At 74.0% G+C, this 18,144-nt stretch carries 12 protein-coding genes; 7 read left to right on the top strand and 5 right to left on the bottom strand.

All coding sequences use genetic code 11. The features are described 5' to 3' along the window. Positions 1-79 precede the first annotated feature (79 nt). Positions 80-1,432, bottom strand: a complete 1,353-nt coding sequence (locus ACF073_RS09730) for a serine hydrolase domain-containing protein (protein ID WP_392068060.1) — start codon at positions 1,430-1,432, stop codon at positions 80-82. Between the two features lie 102 nt (positions 1,433-1,534). Then, on the bottom strand, positions 1,535-2,743 hold the full coding sequence (locus tag ACF073_RS09725; protein WP_392068058.1) for a cytochrome P450: 1,209 nt from the start codon (positions 2,741-2,743) through the stop codon (positions 1,535-1,537). Between the two features lie 1,340 nt (positions 2,744-4,083). On the opposite strand from ACF073_RS09725, the gene ACF073_RS09720 reads away from it, so the two are divergent. Further along, positions 4,084-6,234, top strand: a complete 2,151-nt coding sequence (locus tag ACF073_RS09720) for a SpoIIE family protein phosphatase (RefSeq protein WP_392068907.1) — start codon at positions 4,084-4,086, stop codon at positions 6,232-6,234. Between the two features lie 130 nt (positions 6,235-6,364). Here the strand turns inward: ACF073_RS09720 and ACF073_RS09715 are convergent, their stop codons facing one another. Further along, positions 6,365-7,801 (bottom strand): S1 family peptidase, encoded by a 1,437-nt coding sequence (locus ACF073_RS09715; RefSeq protein WP_392068905.1) that lies wholly within the window; start codon positions 7,799-7,801, stop codon positions 6,365-6,367. A 207-nt stretch (positions 7,802-8,008) separates the two neighbouring features. On the opposite strand from ACF073_RS09715, the gene ACF073_RS09710 reads away from it, so the two are divergent. From ACF073_RS09710 to ACF073_RS09690, 5 genes are all read left to right on the top strand, one after another. Then, a complete protein-coding gene (locus ACF073_RS09710) occupies positions 8,009-8,422 on the top strand; it encodes a PaaI family thioesterase (RefSeq protein ID WP_392068057.1) in 414 nt (137 codons plus the stop codon). 476 nt (positions 8,423-8,898) lie between these two features. After that, the gene (locus tag ACF073_RS09705) at positions 8,899-9,114 is read left to right on the top strand and encodes a type A2 lantipeptide (protein WP_392068055.1); all 216 of its coding nucleotides are present in this window, start codon (positions 8,899-8,901) and stop codon (positions 9,112-9,114) included. Between the two features lie 102 nt (positions 9,115-9,216). Continuing rightward, on the top strand, positions 9,217-10,023 hold the full coding sequence (locus ACF073_RS09700) for an HlyD family efflux transporter periplasmic adaptor subunit (protein WP_392068053.1): 807 nt from the start codon (positions 9,217-9,219) through the stop codon (positions 10,021-10,023). After that, the gene (locus ACF073_RS09695) at positions 10,020-12,254 is read left to right on the top strand and encodes an NHLP family bacteriocin export ABC transporter peptidase/permease/ATPase subunit (RefSeq protein WP_392068051.1); all 2,235 of its coding nucleotides are present in this window, start codon (positions 10,020-10,022) and stop codon (positions 12,252-12,254) included. The genes ACF073_RS09700 and ACF073_RS09695 overlap by 4 nt, the downstream gene beginning before the upstream one ends. A gap of 1 nt (position 12,255) precedes the next feature. Continuing rightward, on the top strand, positions 12,256-15,072 hold the full coding sequence (locus tag ACF073_RS09690; RefSeq protein ID WP_392068048.1) for an NHLP bacteriocin export ABC transporter permease/ATPase subunit: 2,817 nt from the start codon (positions 12,256-12,258) through the stop codon (positions 15,070-15,072). Between the two features lie 54 nt (positions 15,073-15,126). On the opposite strand, the gene ACF073_RS09685 is transcribed toward ACF073_RS09690, so the two are convergent. After that, a complete protein-coding gene (locus ACF073_RS09685; protein WP_392068047.1) occupies positions 15,127-15,984 on the bottom strand; it encodes a ribonuclease BN in 858 nt (285 codons plus the stop codon). A gap of 232 nt (positions 15,985-16,216) precedes the next feature. Between ACF073_RS09685 and ACF073_RS09680 the strand changes: the two genes are divergently transcribed. Beyond that, positions 16,217-17,284 (top strand): galactosyldiacylglycerol synthase, encoded by a 1,068-nt coding sequence (locus tag ACF073_RS09680; protein WP_392068903.1) that lies wholly within the window; start codon positions 16,217-16,219, stop codon positions 17,282-17,284. Positions 17,285-17,352: 68 nt separating this feature from the next. On the opposite strand, the gene ACF073_RS09675 is transcribed toward ACF073_RS09680, so the two are convergent. After that, on the bottom strand, positions 17,353-18,144 hold the full coding sequence (locus tag ACF073_RS09675) for a polysaccharide deacetylase family protein (protein WP_392068045.1): 792 nt from the start codon (positions 18,142-18,144) through the stop codon (positions 17,353-17,355).

The raw sequence follows: 18,144 nt of genomic DNA, 5'->3' as shown, positions 1-18,144 counted from the left end.
CGTGCTCCCGACGGCCACCGGAACCGGCAGCGGCCTCGGCCCTGGCACCGCTCCGGCACCCAGCCCCCGGCACCTCCGCTCAGCCGTCGTCCGTGCGCCGTGCGGTGCGGCCGGATATCTGGACCCGGTCGACCGTGCCGGTGGCCGGATCCCGGTGGAAGCGGCCCCCGGGTTCGACACGCCCGGTGGCCGGATCGAGCAGATCGCAGGACAGGTCGGCGTAGCAGACCAGCCGGATGGGCACGTCGCCGTCCACGGACAGGGCGGGCGAGCCGTCGGGTCCGGGCGCGACGCGGTACGTCGTGCCGCCGTTGCGGTAGGTGCCCACGCAGTCGGGCAGGTCGACGGGGCGGCCCCGGTCGAGGTCCCGTGCGCCCGCGGGCACGCGCAGGCCGGTCAGCAGGGCCAGTTCGCCGGCGAGGTCGCGCCAGAGCGCCGTGGCGCCGCCCGCGTTGCCCGTGAAGGCGACCACCGTGCCGCTCTCGGGGTCGACCCGCAGATGGCAGGACGTGCCCTGGGCGTTGCCGTCATGGCCGTACCACGCACGCTCGTCCCGCTCGTACAGGGCGAGTCCGGGGCCCCAGCCGTCGGCCAGCGCGCCGGAGCGGGCGGCGGGCTCCGGGCGGCGCATCTCCTTGGCGACGGCGGGTGGCAGCAGGTCCGAGCGGCCGATCAGCGCGTTGCCGAACGCGGCCAGGTCCAGCGCGCTCGCGAGCAGCGCTCCGGCCGGCGCCTCCAGCGGCGCGAGGTTCTGCCGGGCCGGACGCGCCTGCCCCGTCGCCGTGTTGACGGCGTGTCCGGCGGCCACGGGGCGCGCCGGCGCGGTGTCGGCGACGCACGCGGGAACGACACCTAGGGGTTCGAGGAGCAGGGCCCGGACCGCCTCCGGCCAGGGCATGCCGGTGACCGTCTCCACCAGCCGTCCGGCGGCGACATAGCCGGCGTTGGAGTAGGAGAAGTCGGTGCCCGGGGTGAACAGCAGGTCACGGCGGGTGCAGACGGCCGCGAGGTAGCGGGCGGCGGTGGTCGTCGCGGCGGTGTCCGAATCGGGCCCGGTGGGCAGGCCCGCGGTGTGGCTGAGCAGGTGGCGGATCGTCACCTCGGGCAGGCCGCTCAGTTCCGGGAGGTGTCCGGCGGCGGGTTCGTCCAGGTCGAGGTCGCCGTCGTCGGCCAGGAGCAGGACGAGCGCGGCGGTCCATGGCTTGGTGAGGGAGCCCAGGGGGACGGCTGTGTCGGGGGTGAGGGGACTGCCGGTCGTCACGTCGGCCGTGCCGGTGTGCACGGCGATGAGTTCCGTGCCGGTGGCCAGGGCCAGTTGGGCACCGGGCACCCGGTGGGTCCGGGCGAGGGCGTCGAGACGGTCCTGCAGTTCCCGGCGTAAGAGGGACGGTGTCCGGGAAGCGGCCGGAGCGGCGGGGATGATGTACGGCATGAGAAGGGGACTCCCGTTGGATGGGTCTCATGTGCGGATGTTTCCGGAACGGCCCGTGAGGAGCGGTGCGGGGGCCGGCCGGGAGCGCTGCGCGCGCTCGGGCTACGGTCTGCCGACCTCGACGGGCAGCTCACGGACGCCGATGATGACGGCCGGGTTCTGGTGGACGATGTCCTCGTAGGAGGGGATCGCCAGCATGCGGAATCGTTCATGCAACATCTGCAGGGCGATCCGGGCCTCCAGCCGGGCCAGGGGCGCTCCGAAACAGAAGTGAATGCCGTGCCCGAAGGTGAGATGGGGATTGGGGTTCCGGGTCACGTCGAGGACATCGGGTGCGTCGAACCGGGCGGGATCCCGGTTGGCTGCGCCCAGATGGGCCATGAGCAGGGTGTCGGCGGGGATCTCCTGGCCGGCGAGGACCACCGGCCGGGTGACCCGGCGGCCCAGTTCCGGGAAGGGCGGCAGCCAGCGCAGCACTTCCTCCACGGCGGCCGGGATCCGGGCGGGGTCCTCGCGCAGCGCGGAGTCCGCGCCGGGGTGCCGGTCGAAGGTGACGACGGCGTTGCCCAGCAGCGCGGTCGTGGTGATGTGCCCGGCGACCAGCAGCAGGGCCACGAACCCGACCATCTCCTGGTCGCCGAGGCGGACGCCGTCCACCTCGGCGGCGATGAGTCTGCTGGTGAGGTCGTCGCCGGGAGCGGCGCGACGGGCGCGGATGTGGTCCAGCATGTAGCCGTTCATCTCGCGCACGGTGGGCGCGATGGCTTCCAGCGCCCGTTCCAGATCGGCCATGTCGGGCGCCTCGCCGAGCTGGTCGCCGCCGAACAGCACGCTCGCCCACTCCTGGAAGAGCCGGTGCTCCTCAGCGGGGATGCCGAGCAGTTCGGCGATCACGATGATCGGCAGCGGATAGGCCAGCGCGTCGACCAGGTCGAACCGGTCGCGGTCGGCGACGGCGTCCAGCAGCCGGGCGCACACCGCCTCGATCCGGGGGGCGAGCCCCTGGACGACCCGCGGCGTGAACGCCTGGCTGACCAGGGTGCGCAGCTTGCGGTGTTCGGGCGGGTCCATGGCGACGAAGTTGCCCTGGGTGAAAATCTCGAAGTCGGCCTGGGTGGGGGCCAGGAAGGACATGTCCGACGAGTACGTCGCCGGGTCGGCGAGGACGGTCGCGACGGTCGCGTGGTCCAGCGCCTGCCAGACGCCCTGTGTCTCGTCGTACCGCAGCGGCCCGGCCTCGCGTAAGCGCCGCCAGCGGTCGGGTAACTCCTCCAGGAGGAGGCGTTGTCCCGTCGGTTGCTTGCTGATCACCTTGTCTCCTTGCTAGCGCGTGCGGGCACACAGGAGTCACGCACACGGCGGATGCCGGGGAACGGCGGCGGGCGGGACCGCGAGCGGCCCCGGGCACGGCTGTGCCACCGCTGCCGGGACATGGGAACGGGAAGCGCGCCTGACGCCGGGAGCTTCCTCGTGTGCGGCGGGACGGTCGGTCGCCGCCGGTCCGGCTCAGGGACGGCCGAAGGCCCTCAGCGGATGAAGACCCTCAACAGATGCGGTGGAGGACGCGGCGGCCGCGCGGCCGGCCACGGCCCCGCAGCGATCCCCGTCGTGTGACACGCCCGTCCGACATAACCCATCCCCTCGGCGATACCTCCCGCGCAGCGATCGCGCGGAACCCTCCCGGCTCGTGAACGGACTGCGGGCACGCTGCCCCGGCCGTTCGAAATCGCGGTGTGAGAATACGCAGTCGACGCGCATGCCGCCCCGTGATTGGCATGATGCGCACTCCGAGACACCTTCGTTTCGATGGAACTCGGCCACAGTCTTCACGGTGAGTCACACACAAGCAACCCCCTGAAGTTGAACGGAGAGTACTCTGCCGGTCCTCCGGCGTCACCGTTCAGCCATTTCGTCAGCGCCCTCGCGGGCCCCGGTCCATGAGCGGACCGGCGCCCCCGCGGGTGCCCCGGCATCCCGCCCGCAAACCGGGCGGACGGGACAACGCCGCTGTCCGGCCCCCGACCGGCACAGTTTCCGCCGCCCGGCCGCGCGGGGCCCGTACACCGCCGCACCGTCCGCCGGGCCGGCCCAACCCGCCCCTGATCAGGGGTGATGATTCGGCCAGCGGACACGCCGGGGCCGCCGTCCGCGCCATGACGGGACACGCCGTGGGCGGCGCCGGCCGGGCACCCGCCTTCCTCGGCCGACACGCGCACCTGCGCCCCGGCACGGGACCGCTCCGGCACGCGCGGCGCGACCGCATCGGCCCGTACGTCCAAAATCAGCCATCCTGGCGCGACAGGGGCGCACATGAGGAACCCGTACACCACCCATGCTTCTCCCGTACCGCCGGGCGCCCCGGCAGACGGGCGCAACAGGGCGGGCGCGGGGCACACGCCGCCGGTCGGCCCGGCGACATGCCAGGTGAGCGCCCTCGTCGCACCCCCTGCCGCGACCGTGTGCCACCCCCCGCGCCCCCTCCTGCGTCCCGGCCGCCCGGTCGGCGCCGGGGCCGGGAGACGGCCGGGCCCCGGAGTGCGGCGTTCCGTCGCACGGGGGCACATACACGGCCTCGGGAGCGTTCGCCGTGCGCGGGGCGCCGCCCCGAGGGAGTCTTGTGCCCGAGGCGCGACGCGCGGCCGTACGAGGAGGTGGTCGGCGTGTCCGACGAGCCGGGGCCGGGACAGGCGCGGGCCGCCGAGGCGGCACCCGCCGCACGGCCGGTGCTGTCCCTCGCGCTGGCCTCGATGCTGGAGGAGGTGCACGCGCACTCCGGCGCGGTGTATCTGCTCAGGCCCGACGAACCGGTCCTGGAGATGGTGGTGCACGCGGGCATGCCCCGGGCGTTCGCCGCGCCGTGGGAACGGGTCGGGCTGAGCGCGCGGGTCCCGGTCGCGGACGCGGCGCGCGAGAAGCGGCTGGTGTGGGTGGGCGGCGAGGAGCAGATGGCCCAGCACTATCCGCGGATCGCCGTGGTGCTGCCGTACCCGTTCGCGCTGGCGGCGGCGCCCGTGGCGACCGAGCGGGCGATGTACGGCGCCGTGTACGTGACCTGGCCGGGCGCCCACCCCGCCGAGCTGTCGGACTGGGAGCGGGACCACCTGCTGGCGGCCTGCGAGCGGCTGGCGCTGCGGCTCGAACGGGCCGCCAAGGCCAACCGGCCGCTGGGGCACGGGCCCGACGTGGTCGCGGCGCCGATCGCGGGCGTGGCGGGCACGCTGGGCTCGGTCGAGGCGGTGCGGATGGTGTCGCGGCTGCCGTACGGGCTGCTGTCGCTGGATCTGCACGGCCGGATCGGCTTCGTGAACGCCGCCGCCGCCGACCTGCTCGGCAGACCGGCGGACGAGCTGCTGGGCTCGCTGCTCTGGGTGTCGGTTCCCTGGCTGAACGACCCGGTGTACGAGGACCGGTACCGGGCGGCGCTGCTGAGCCAGCAGGTGGCGTCGTTCGTGGCCATGCGCCCGCCCGGCGAGTGGCTGTCGTTCCACATGTATCCGAGCACCACCGGGCTGAGCGTGCGGATCAACCGGGCCCGGGGGGTGGCGGACGTGGCGCACAGCGCCCCGCGGAAGGATCCGGGGCCGTCCCGGCTGGTGACGATCTCCCAGGTGCTGAGCCTCGCGGGCGCGCTGACCGAGGCGGTGGGGGTGGAGGACGTGGTGCAGCTGGTCTGGAACGAGGTGGCACCGGCCGCGGGCAGCCGGGCGATGGTGATCCTCCGTTCGCAGGGCGGCCGGCTGCATGTGCTCGGGCACCGGGGGTACCCGGACCCGCACATCGTGGAGCGGTTCAACGGGCTGCCGCTGTCCGAGCGGACCCCGGGCACGCACGCGCTGAACAGCGGGGTGCCCGCGTTCTTCGACACGCAGGACCAGCTGGAGCGGCTGTACCCGGAACGGCACGAGACCCCGGACGGCTTCGCGGCCTGGGCGTACCTGCCGCTCATCGCGTCCGGACGCCCGGTCGGCACCTGCGTGCTGGCCTACTCCGAGCCGCATCCCTTCCCCGCGGACGAGCGGGCGGTACTTACCTCGCTCGGCGGGCTGATCGCGCAGGCCCTGGAGCGGGCCCTGCTCTACGACGCCAAGCACCGGCTGGCGCACGGCCTCCAGCAGGCGCTGCTGCCGCACTCGCTGGCCCCGCCGCCCGGCATCGAGGCGGCGGCCCGCTATCTGCCGGCCACCCACGGCATGGAGATCGGCGGCGACTTCTACGACCTGGTGCCGACCCGGCCGCTGGCGGCGGCGGTGATCGGGGACGTCCAGGGGCACAACGTGACCGCGGCGGGCCTGATGGGGCAGATCCGTACCGGGGTCCGGGCCTACACCACGGTGGGGCAGGCGCCGCACGAGGTGATGAGCAGCACCAACCGGCTGCTGATCGATCTCGGCGCCGACCTGTTCGCCAGTTGCCTCTATCTGCGGCTCGACCCGGCGCACGGGCGGGCCGTCATGGCGCGGGCGGGTCATCCGCCGCCGCTGCTGCGCCGACCCGACGGGCGGGTGCGGGTGCTGGACCTGGCCGGGGGCCCGCTGCTCGGGATCGACGCCGGGGCCGTGTATCCGACCACCGAGGTGTCCCTGGCCCCTGGCTCGGTGCTGGTCCTCTACACCGACGGCCTGGTGGAGTCCCCGGGTGTCGACATCGAGGACGCGCTGGTCGACCTCGGCGGGCTGCTCTCGGACCTGGGCGACCAGCCGCTGGAGGACCTGGCGGACGCGCTGATCCGGCACAGCGCGGCGTCCCGGGAGGGCGTGGACGACGTGGCGGTGCTGCTGCTGCGCGCGTGCGACGACGGCTGACCCGCCACGGCGGCGTGGTCCGGCCCTCCCGCCGGAGGGCCGGACCCTTCCCCGCCGGCCGGACCGAGGGGGGGCGGGCCGGCGGGGAGTACGGGAGGCCGGTCCGCTGCGCGGGGACCGGCCGGTCCGCTCAGTGGCCGCCGGTCTCCGACGACGACCCGTCGTGCGCGGCGCCCGTGCCGGACTGCTCGCCCGCCGAGCCGGCCGGGTCCGACGGGTCGGCACCGCCACCGATCTGGTCACCGCCGGCACCCGCCTGGTCGCCCGCACCCGCCTGGTCACCGGCACCCGCCTGGTCACCTGCTCCGGCCTGGTCACCGGCACCCGCCTGGTCGCCGGCACCGGCTTGGTCACCGGCACCCGCCTGGTCGCCGGCACCGTTGCCGCCGTCGCCCGCACCGTTGCCGGCGCCCGCTCCGGCGCCGCCGTCGCCGAGGGTCGCGCCGGTGGCCTGCAGCGCGGTGGTGACCGGCTGGAAGAAGGTCTCGCCGCCGCTGGTGCAGTCGCCGCTGCCGCCGGAGGTGAGTCCGAGGGCGCTGCCGTCCTGGGTGAACAGGGAGCCGCCGCTGTCGCCGGCCTCGGCGCACACGTTCGTCTGGATCAGGCCGGTGACGGTGTCGACGCCGTTCGGGTCGGTCTCGCTCTGGAAGTTGACGGTGGCGCCCAGGCCGGTGACCTGGCCGTCGTGCAGCCCCGTGGTGGACCCCATCCGGAAGACGGTCGTGCCCACGGTGGCGTCGGCGGCCTGCTTGATCTGCACGGTCTGGCCGTCGCCGGTGTTGACCTCGCTGGGCGCCTGCGTGCCCGGGTCGTTGTACTTGACGAGGGAGAAGTCGCCCTCGCCGGGGAAGGTGGCCTGGTCGACGGTGGCGATGGGCTCGCCGGTCTGGGAGTCGGACCAGTCCTTGGCGGCGACCCCGCAGTGACCGGCCGTCAGGAAGGCGGGGCTGCCGTCCGATGCGGTGACGTTGAAGCCGAGGGAGCAGCGGACGTTGCCGCCCTGCACCTGGGAGAAGATGGCGTCGCCGCCGGAGACGAAGGTCTTGAAGGTGCCGGCGGACTTCTTCAGGGTGGCGGTGCCGGAGCCGAGGCTCCGCACGGTGGACTGGAGCCGGTCCCACTTGGCACCGGTGACCGTCGAGTCGGCCGTGACGAGGACCTTGTCGGTGCGCGGGTCGACCGCCCAGGAGGTGCCGGGGATGGTCGCCCTGGCCTTCAGCGTCCGCGCGGCGGACGTGAGTTGCGCGGTGCTGTTGCGGACCTGCCGGACGACCGCGCCCGCCTTCTCGGCCTGGACGACGACGTTGTCGTCCCCGTTGACCACGTTGACGACGAGCTGCTTCTTGCCGCTGTCGTAGTAGGAGCCGGCGAAGGCGTCGCCGAGGATCTTCTGCACCTGGGCGGCGAGGTCCGAGGCGTCCCCTGCCTTCAGGGTCTTGGCGTCCGCGGTGCCCCCCGCCATGGCGCCGCCCTGGTCCTGGGACGCGTTGGCGTGGGGCAGCAGCAGGGCCGCCGCGCCGAGCGCCGCGACACCGCCCACGGCTATCGCGGCCTTGCGCTTCGGCATTCGCTTGTGACTCAAACTTCTCGACCTCCTGGGACGGGGGTCTGCCGCTCGTCGGCAGTTCGTATCGGGTTCGTATCGGCGCCTGGATGGCCGTAGGTACGCGCCGGCCGCGCGGTGTGTTCAATTCCGGTTCCCGACTGCCGTGCGGGCGCGGCGAATCGGCCACGCTCCGTGTGTCGCCCCTGGCGCCCGGGAAGAATCCGCCGTATGACGATGACCAGGGCCGATGCCGACAAGATCCTCGCCGACCGCTTCGCGCCCTGGGTGCGGGAACTCGGGCTCGCGGTCGAGACGGTGGGCGAGGACCGTGCCGTGCTGCGGCTGCCGTGGTCGGACCGGCTGGCCCGGGAGGGCGGCGGGCTGTCGGGGCAGGCCCTGATGGCGGCGGCCGACACGGCGACGGTGATCGCGGTGTCGGCGGCCCGGGGCGGGTTCGTGCCGATGACGACGGTCCAGCAGTCGACCTCGTTCCAGCGGGCGGTGACCGGCGCGGATGTCCTGATCGAAGCGGTCCTGACCAAGCTGGGGCGCCGGATGGCGTTCGCGGACGTGACGTTGAGCGATGCCGCCTCGGGTGCGCTCGCCGCCCGGGCGAGCACCGTCTACGCACTGCTGGGCTGACAGTTTCGGCCACCGGACGGCCGGACACGCTCAGCCACCGATCGGTAACGGTCAGCTCAGAACGCGAAGTGGAATCCCTCCTTCAGCGAATCTGCACATCCACCACCCAGCCGCGTCACCGGCGCCCGGTTATCTGCACAACCGCGCGCCCCGGGATACGCCTTTGGCGAGGACTGCCGGATTCGCGGCACGGCGGGCAAGGCACCGGACGCGACGATGCCGCGCGGCATGTGAAGGAGTCGCCGACAAGCGGTGCGCGCACCTGCACGGATGAACCGGTTCGCGAGCCAAGTTCCCAGGTGAGAGCCCTGGTTGATTGGAAGAGCGCGCCGCCTGCGTGCTTTGATCCATCGCACCGCGGGGGTCCGGCGGGCCTCCGGAGACGGGAGCCCGGCGCCCGCGGTCGCGGCCGTCGTCTGTCCCCAGAGGGGGCCGCTCCCCCCTTGTGAAATATCCATATGAAGGGAAGTTCCCCCATGAACTCCACCCCCCAGGTTGAGACCGTCGAGATCTCGGACGCCGAGCTGGACAACGTCTCCGGCGGTCTGTCCGTGAACGCCCTCAACACCGTGACCGGTGCCGTCAACGGCCTGGCCCCGGTTTCCGGCCTGGTCGACACGGTCGTCGGCACCGTCGAGGGTGTCACCGGCCTGAACACCCAGCCGGTCACCAACCTGGTCGCCGGTCTCTGATCGCACCCCGGTGTCACCGAGAGTCCCGGAGCCGTCCTGCGGCTCCGGGACTCTCGGATGCCCTGAAACACCAGCGTCTCCCCCACAGGTGAGGGAAGTTCCGTGCAGTTCCGCCAACAGGCCCTCGCCAAGCTCCAGTCACCGGAGGAGCTCGACCTCCCGGTGCGGCTCGCCCGCCCGCAGGGCTGGCTCGCGCTCGGCGTCACCCTCGTGGTCATGGCCGCCGCCTCCGTATGGGCGGTGACCGGCTCGGTCGCCTCCACGGTCGGCGCGCCCGCCGTCCTGACCCACGGGCAGGGCAGCTATCTGCTGCAGAGCCCCGTCTCCGGCCAGGTCACGGCCGTCCTGGCCCGGCAGGGCGAGCGGCTGCCCGCCGCCGCGCCGGTCCTCAAGGTGCGCACCGGCAAGGGCGATGTGGTGGTCAGGACCGTCGCCGCCGGCCGGGTGACCACGCTCGCCGCCACCATCGGCCAGATCATCCAGACCGGCACCGACGTCGCCGCGGTCGAGAAGGTCGCCCACGCCTCCGATCCGCTGTACGCGACCGTGTACGTGCCCGCCGAGAACGCCGCCGCGATCCCGGCGCACGCCTCGGTCGACCTGACCGTGTCCTCCGTACCCGCAGAGCGGTACGGAGTGCTGCGCGGCAGGGTGAAGTCCGTGGACCGCACCGCGCAGTCCGCCCGGTCGATCGCCGCGTTCCTCGGCGACAGCCAGCTCGGCGAGCAGTTCACCCGCAAGGACCGCCCGGTGGCCGTGCTGGTGGAGCTGGACACGTCGTCGTCCACGCGGAGCGGGTACCGGTGGTCCACCGCCGGCGGGCCGCCGTTCCGGCTCGACTCCATGACCCTCGCCACCGCCTCCGTGCGCCTCGCCGACCAGCATCCCGTCGATTGGCTGCTCCCGTGACCGCTCAGCCCGCCACCGCCCAGGAGACCCGCGGCCGCAGACGGGCGGCTCCCGCGAAGCGGCCGGCCCCCAAGTCCCGTACCGGCACGGTCCGGACGCCCACCGTGCTGCAGATGGAGGCCGTCGAGTGCGGCGCCGCCTCCCTCGCGATGGTCCTCGGCCACTACGGCCGGCACGTCCCGCTGGAGGAGCTGCGCATCGCCTGCGGTGTCTCCCGCGACGGCTCGCGCGCCTCCAACCTGCTGAAGGCGGCCCGCGGCTACGGCCTGACGGCCAAGGGCATGCAGATGGACCTGGCCGCCCTCGCCGAGGTACGGGCACCGGCCATCCTCTTCTGGGAGTTCAACCACTACGTCGTCTACGACGGCATGGGCCGCCGCTTCGGCCGGCGCGGGGTCTACATCAACGATCCCGCCAAGGGCCGCCGTTTCGTGCCCATGGAGGAGTTCGACGGCGGCTTCACCGGTGTCGTGCTGGTGCTGGAGCCCGGCGAGGGCTTCACCAGGGGCGGGCGCCGCCCCGGCGTGCTCGGCGCCATGCCGGCCCGGCTGCGCGGCACCGCAGGCACCCTCCCGGCGGCCGTCCTGGCGAGCCTGCTGCTGGTCGCGGTCGGCGCGGCCGTGCCCGCGCTCAGCCGCACCTACATCGACATGTTCCTGATCGGCGGACAGACCTCCCTGCTGGGCGTGCTGTTCACCTCGATGGCCGCCAGTGTGCTGCTCACCCTGGTGCTGACCTGGCTCCAGCAGGCGAACCTGCTGCAGGGCCGGATCATCTCCTCCACCCTCTCCAGCGCCCGCTTCCTGCGCCATCTGCTGCGGCTGCCGGTGACCTTCTTCGCCCAGCGCTCCCCCGCCGACCTGGTGCAGCGGCTGCAGTCCAACGACCAGGTCGCCGAGACCCTGGCCCGCGATCTCGCGGCGGCCGGCGTGGACGCGATCGTGGTCGTCCTGTACGCGGTGCTGCTGTACACCTACGACCCGCAGCTGACCTTCGTCGGCATCGCCGTGGCCCTGCTGAACGTGGTGGCGATGCGGCTCGTGGTCCGGCTGCGCGCGACCCGTACGGCGAAGCTGCGCGCGGACACCGCACGGCTCACCAACACCTCGTACACCGGTCTTCAGCTGATCGAGACGCTGAAGGCGACCGGCGGCGAGGACGGCTACTTCCGCAAGTGGGCGGGCCAGCACGCCGGGACCCTGGAGGAGCAGCAGCGGCTCGGGGTGCCGAGCGCCTGGCTCGGGGTGGTCGCACCGGCGCTGGCCACCTTCAACAGCGCGCTCATCCTGTGGATCGGCGGGATGCGTGCCATCGAGGGGCACATCTCGGTCGGTCTGCTGGTGGCGTTCCAGGCGCTGGTCACCCGGTTCACCGCGCCGCTGACCCGGCTCAACGGCGTGGCGGGCCGCATCCAGGACTTCGCGGCCGACGTGGCCCGGCTCAAGGACGTGGAGAACTTCCAGGCCGACCCGCTCTACGCCCGCCCCGGCGGGGGCGACTCGACCCGGCGGCTGCACGGTCACATCGAGCTGGAGAACGTCTCCTTCGGCTACAGCCCGCTGGACCAGCCGCTGCTGACCGGTTTCGACCTGAGCGTCGGACCCGGGCAGCAGGTGGCGCTGGTCGGCGGCTCGGGCAGCGGCAAGTCCACGGTCTCCCGGCTCATCTCCGGCCTCTACACCCCGTGGGACGGGGTGATCCGCATCGACGGGCGCCGGCTGGAGGACATCCCGCGCGGCGCGCTCGCCGCTTCCGTCTCCTTCGTCGACCAGGACGTCTTCCTCTTCGAGGGCTCGGTCCGCGACAACGTCGCCCTGTGGGACCCGTCCATCCCGGACGAGGCCGTGGTGGAGGCGCTGCGGGACGCGGCCCTGTACGACGTGGTGACGCGACGGCCCGGCGGCATCCAGAGCCGGGTCGAGCAGGACGGCCGCAACTTCTCCGGCGGGCAGCGCCAGCGCCTGGAGATCGCCCGTGCGCTGGTGCGCCGGCCGAGCATCCTCGTGCTGGACGAGGTGACCAGCGCGCTGGACGCGGAGACCGAGCAGACCGTGATGGACAACCTGCGGCGGCGCGGCTGCGCCTGTGTGGTGATCGCGCACCGGCTGAGCACGGTCCGCGACAGCGACGAGATCGTCGTCCTCCAGCACGGCACGGTCGTGGAGCGCGGGCGGCACGAGGAACTGGTGGCACGCGGCGGCTCGTACGCGGCACTGGTCAAGGAGCGATGAGATGACGTCCGTGCACGAAGGCGACCTCGTCCTCGACGCGCTGGGCTCGCTGGGCACCAGGCTGGACTGCGCCGGCCTGGGCCGGCTCGACCTGGCGGGACCGCAGGTGCTGTGGCTGGTCGCGGCCGGCGCCCTCGACCTGTTCGCGGTGGACGCCGCCCAGCAGGGCCACTGGCACCACCTCGGCCGGCTGGAGGCGGGCAGCCTGCTGCTCGGCCCGGTCACCGGAGCCCAGCACACCCTGGTGGCCCGCCCGGTCCGGGACTGCGTGGTGCACCGGGTGAACCTGCGCGAGCTGTACCAGCCCGCGCAGACGCAGACCTGGTCCTACGACGAGTACGGCAACCCGCAGTACGTACCGCCGACGACGAGCCCGCTGGAGTACGCGCTCGCCCTCGGCGCCGGCCGCGGCCTCTCGGTCCTCTTCCAGGCCCCCATGGCCGAGGAGCGGGCCGCCGCTCCGGCCGACGACGACGTGTTCTGGATGCAGGTGCCGCCGGGCAGCGTGCAGTACGGCTCGCTGTACGGCGCGGAGGCCGCCGCCGATCTGCTGATGGACCCGGCGCTGTGGCAGAGCCTGGTGGACCAGCAGTACCGGCTGCTCACCGCGCTCGACCGGTGGATCGAGCAGCTGGAGCGCACCCACGAGACGCGGACGGCCGCCGGGATCAAGGCCGGTGAGGCGGTCCGCGCCCAGGCCGACCGGACCCTGCTGGCCTCCATCGGCAAGCGCTCGGCCCGCCGTACGACGGCGGCCGACGCGGACGCCACCTACGCGGCCTGCGGTCTCGTCGCGGAGGCCGCCGGGATCAGGCTGGCCGAGCCCGCGCGGAGCGGCACGGAGAGCGACCGGCTCGATCCGGTCGAGCGCGTCGCGCTGGCCTCGCGCGTGCGCACCCGGGCGGTCCGTCTCGACGGGCGCTGGTGGCGGGAGGACGTGGGTCCGCTGGTCGGCCACCGGGCGCTGTCCGGTGCGCCGGTCGCGCTGCTGTGGCGGCGCGGCGGCTATGCGGCGGTGCATCCGGGCACCGGCCGGGAGACACCGGTCGAGAAGGCCAACGCGGAGGAGTTCGAGCCGCGTGCGGTGATGTTCTACCGGCCGTTGCCCGACAAGCGGCTCGGGCCGCTCGGGCTGCTCCGGTTCAGCCTCCGCGGCACCCGCGCCGACCTGCTGAACCTGCTGCTCGCCGGCCTGGTGACGGTGGCCATCGGTGCGCTGGTGCCGATCGCGACCGGCAAGGTGCTCGGCGAGTACGTGCCGCGGGCGCAGGAGGGCCTGATCGTCCAGGTGTGCCTGGCGGTGATGGTGAGCGGGGTGGTCGCGGCGGCGTTCACGCTGCTGGAGAACCTGTCCATCCTGCGCCTGGAAGGCCGTATCGAGGCGGCGCTGCAACCCGCCGTCTGGGACCGGCTGCTGCGGCTGCCCACCCGCTTCTTCACCCAGCGTTCCACCGGTGAACTGGCCAGCGCGGCCATGGGCATCAGCGCGATCCGCCGGCTGCTGGCGGGCGTCGGCCCGGTGGTCGCCCAGTCGGTGACCGTCGGCGCGATGAACCTGGGTCTGCTGCTCTGGTACAGCGTGCCGCTGGCGCTCGCCGCGATGGGGATGCTCGTCGTCATCGCGGCGGTGTTCGGCGGGCTCGGGCTGTGGCAGGTGCGCTGGCAGCGGCGCCTCGTGGTGCTCGGCAACAAGCTGAACAACCAGGCGTTCCAGACCTTGCGCGGGCTGCCCAAGCTACGGGTGGCGGCGGCCGAGAACTACGCGTACGCGGCCTGGGCGCGGGAGTTCGCGCGCAGCCGGGAGCTCCAGCAGCGGGTCGGCCGGATCAAGAACGTCACCTCGGTGCTCGGCGCGGTCTATCTGCCGGTGTGCACCCTGGTGATGTTCATGCTGCTCGCGGGCCCCGCGAAGGGGGCGATGTCGGCGGCGGACTTCCTCGCCTTCAATACGTCGGTGACGATGGTGCTCACCTCGGTCACCCAGCTGACCAGCGCGTTCGTGTCGGCGGTCGCGGCGCTGCCGCTGTTCGAGGAGATCAAGCCGGTGCTGGAGGCCACACCCGAGGTGCGGACCGGGAGCACCCGCCCCGGTCCGCTGTCGGGCGCCCTGGAGGCCCGCCGGCTCTCCTTCCGGTACGCCGACGACGGCCCGCTCGTCCTGGACGACGTGACGTTCGCGGTCCGTCCCGGCGAGTTCGTGGCGGTCGTCGGGCCGAGCGGCTGCGGCAAGTCCACGCTGCTGCGCCTGCTCATCGGCTTCGACCGGCCGGTCTCCGGCAGCGTGCTGTACGACGGCCAGGACCTCGCGGCGCTCGACCAGTCGGCGGTGCGCCGGCAGTGCGGGGTGGTGCTCCAGCACGCGCAGCCGTTCACCGGCTCGATCCTCGACGTCATCTGCGGCGCCGAGCCGTACACGCCGGAGGAGGCGATGGCGGCGGCCGACCTGGCGGGGCTCGCCGAGGACATCCAGCGGATGCCGATGGGGCTGCACACGATCGTCGCGGGCAGCGGCGCGATCTCCGGCGGCCAGCGGCAGCGTCTGATGATCGCCCAGGCCCTGATCCGGCGCCCGCGCATCCTCTTCTTCGACGAGGCCACCAGCGCCCTGGACAACGACACCCAGCGCATCGTCATCGACAGCACCCGCAAGCTGAACGCCACCCGGATCGTCATCGCGCACCGGCTGTCGACGGTCCTGGACGCCGACCGGGTGATCGTGATGGAGGACGGCAAGGTCGTCCAGCAGGGCAGCCCGGCCGAACTGCTCGCGGACACCGGGGGCCGGCTGCACGAGCTGGTGCGCCGGCAGCTGGCCTAGCCGGGACCGGAACGACCAGGCGGGCCCGGGAGGGTCTAGGCGGGACCGGAGGGCTCAGGCGGGCCAGGCGGGCCGTTCCTCGTCGTCGGGTGCGGCCGGCTCGGGCGGTGCGGGCGGCCCGTCGTCGTGATGGCCGGGCGTCCAGTGGTGTTCGGTGAACCAGCGGCCGAACAGGGCACCGCCGTAGATGACGAAGCCGACGCCGATGAGCCAGGATTCGACGACGAGAACGGTGCCGACGGGGCCGTAGCTCAGCGCGTTGGTGACGATGAGCGGCGTGAAGACGAGGTAGGAGAAGGCCCGCAGTCCGGCCAGGCCGATGACGGTGGCCAGGGCGCCCGGCAGCAGCGCGCGCCAGCGGATCTGGCCGCCCAGCAGGAAGCGCTGCCCCCACCAGAAGAAGAGCACACCGCTCACCGCGGAGAGGGTGATCCGATGGCTGCCGTGCAGTGCGGTCTTGGTCGCCACCTCCTGGTAGAGGTACCCGGTCAGCACCACCAGCCAGGTGGCCTGCCGCCACACCCGGTGCCAGGGTCCCGAGGCCAGGCCCCAGATGCGTTCGTAGGCGTTCTGCACACTGCCCCCGAAGGCCACGCCGAAGACGGCGAGCAGCACGCCGCTCCAGACGCTGGTGGTGCCGATGACCTTGCGCGGCGGGCTGATGACATCGGTGACCACGTGCGCGGACCGGCCGGAGAGCCCCATGCCGTCGGTGAGCCAGGAGGCGAAGCCGCCCCGGACCAGGGGGTCGGCGGCGGCGACCACGATCAGCAGCGGCGCGAGTGTCACCAGGGCGAGGGTGGCGAACCCCATGGCCCGGTGCATCAGCTCCAGTTCCCGCCCGTGCTCGAACAGGGCCCCGACGCGCAGCCACTGCCAAGCGCGGTGCAGGCCGCGCCGCAACCGCCTCACGGCTCCTCCCGTGCTCGCCGCCCACACGCTCTCCCGTGCCCGTTCATCCAGCGTGGCACGCGCCGGGCGACTCGCAGCCGGAGGGCGGGCAGCAAAGAGGCGCCCTGCTGCGCACGGGTGACCGGCGGGTCCGGCGACACGGCGGGCGGCTCCGCCGTTCCGGCGCCGGGCGGGCGGAGAATCGGCACTCGTGCGGAGCACCGACCACGAGGCGCCGGGCGGCCGGCGCCGCATGCTGATCCTGAGCGCGGGCATGGGAGCCGGTCATGACACCGTGGCCGCCGAACTCGCGCGGCGGGCCACGGCCCAGGGGCACGAGGTCCATGTGGCCGACGTCCTGCGGCTGCTGCCGTTCGGCCTCGGCACGGGCCTGCGCCGGGGCTACCAGGTGTCGGTGCGGCACCTGCCCTGGGTGTACGCCGGTGTCTACGGCGCGCTGCTGCGCCCGGGCCCCGGGCCGCGCCCCAGCGGGGTGCCGCTGGCCCGGCTGGCCGGGGACCGGCTGACGGAACTCGTGGACCGGCTGGGCGCCGACGTGGTGGTGTCCGTCTTCCATCTGGCCACCCAGCTGACCGGCGATCTGCGGGCCCGGGGCAGGCTGCGGGTGCCGAGCGCGGTCTTCGTGCTCGACTTCGCCGTGCACCGGCAGTGGCTGCATCCGGGCAACGACCGGTACCTGTGCCTCACCGACGCGGCGGCGCGGGAGGTGCGCCGGGCCGTCGCCGGACCCGTGGTGACGACCGGCCCGGTGGTCGCGCCCGCCTTCCGCGCTCCGGCGCCCGGCGCGGCCCGGTGGCGGGAGCGGTTCGCCGCGCGGGCGCCCGGCCGGACGCCGGTCCTGCTCTCCGCCGGCGCCTGGGGCGCCGCGTCCCGCCCGGCCGCCACCGCACGGCTGCTGGCGGCGGCCGGCCGGCTGCCGGTGGTGCTGTGCGGGCGCAACGAGCGGCTGCTCGCGCACCTGTCCCGGACGCCCGCCGCGCTCGCCCTGGGCTGGGTCGACGACATGCCCGGACTGCTCGCCGCCTGCTACGCCCTGGTGGACAACGCCGCGGGCCAGACCGCCGTCCAGGCCCTCGCCACCGGCCTGCCCGTCATCGGCCACCGCCCGCTGCCCGGCCACGGCGCGGACGGTGTACGCCGGATGGCGGGCCTCGGTCTGGCCGAACTCGCCCCCGACGGCCCCGCCCTGCTGCGGGCACTCGACAGGGTCCGGGAGGGCGGCCGGGAACGCGCGGCCCGGGTGGCCCGCGGCCACGCGCTGTTCCGGCGGGACGTACTGGAGTGCGTCACGGAGTGGTGAGCCTGAGGGACGGGAGCGGGACGGGAGCCGGGACGGGAGCGGGGCGCCGCTGGGGCGTACCGGCGCCGTCACCCCGCTCCGGTCCCCGTCCGGCACGCCGCGCGGGTCCGGGCCCGTGCCCCTGCCGGAGTCAGGCCGTGCTCGCGGAGGGGTCCCACCGAGAGGCCCGCGGCCCGGCAGTCCCGGACCAGGGCCGGCAGGGCCTCCAGTGCCGCGTGCCAGCAGCCGGGGGCCGAGCACCGGTCGGAGTCGTGCAGCAGGACGGTGCCGCCGCCGCGCAGGTCGGCGGTGACCCGGGCGCGTACCGAGGCCGGGGTGGCGTCGGCCGTCCAGTCGCGGCCCCACGCCGACCAGAGCACGGTCCGCAGCCCGGCCCGCCGGGCGGCCAGCCAGCGGCCGGTGGTGAGGATGCCGTAGGGCGGGCGGTACCAGCGCGGGCGGTGTCCGGTGAGGTCGTGCACCGCGCGCACGGTCCGGGCCACCCCGGCCGCGTCGCGGGCGAACGCGGGCCGCCAGGGCCGGTCGTGGCGCCAGCCGTGCACCCCCAGCTCGTGCCCGCGCCGTGCCGTCTCGCGGACCACACCGGGATGGCGCACCACGTGCTCGCCGACCACGAAGAAGGTGGCCCGCACCCCGAGCGCGTCCAGGGCGTCGAGGAAGCGCGGGGTGGACACCGGGTCCGGTCCGTCGTCGAAGGTGAGCGCGATGTGCCCGGGGCCGCCCGCACCGGCGAGCCCGGGCAGCAGCAGCCGCCGTACGCCGGGGAGCCAGGTGGCCGCCGGGCCGATGTGCGCCAGGGCGGCACCGGCCGGCAGCAGCAGGGCGGCCGTACGCCGGGAGCCGCCGGGGACGGGGGACAT

It is taken from the genome of Streptomyces sp. NPDC015171 (genome assembly GCF_043079545.1).
Lineage (GTDB): Bacteria > Actinomycetota > Actinomycetes > Streptomycetales > Streptomycetaceae > Streptomyces.
Note: the sequence above shows the minus strand (reverse complement) of the source record. Positions and strands in the feature narration are given on the sequence as shown.

Coding starts and splice junctions, on each gene's coding strand:
- ACF073_RS09675 (WP_392068045.1), bottom strand. CDS start 18,144: ATGTCCCCCGTCCCCGGCGGCTCCCGGCGTACGGCCGCCCTGCTGCTG.
- ACF073_RS09690 (WP_392068048.1), top strand. CDS start 12,256: ATGACGTCCGTGCACGAAGGCGACCTCGTCCTCGACGCGCTGGGCTCG.
- ACF073_RS09705 (WP_392068055.1), top strand. CDS start 8,899: ATGAACTCCACCCCCCAGGTTGAGACCGTCGAGATCTCGGACGCCGAG.
- ACF073_RS09710 (WP_392068057.1), top strand. CDS start 8,009: ATGACGATGACCAGGGCCGATGCCGACAAGATCCTCGCCGACCGCTTC.
- ACF073_RS09680 (WP_392068903.1), top strand. CDS start 16,217: ATGCTGATCCTGAGCGCGGGCATGGGAGCCGGTCATGACACCGTGGCC.
- ACF073_RS09715 (WP_392068905.1), bottom strand. CDS start 7,801: ATGCCGAAGCGCAAGGCCGCGATAGCCGTGGGCGGTGTCGCGGCGCTC.
- ACF073_RS09730 (WP_392068060.1), bottom strand. CDS start 1,432: ATGCCGTACATCATCCCCGCCGCTCCGGCCGCTTCCCGGACACCGTCC.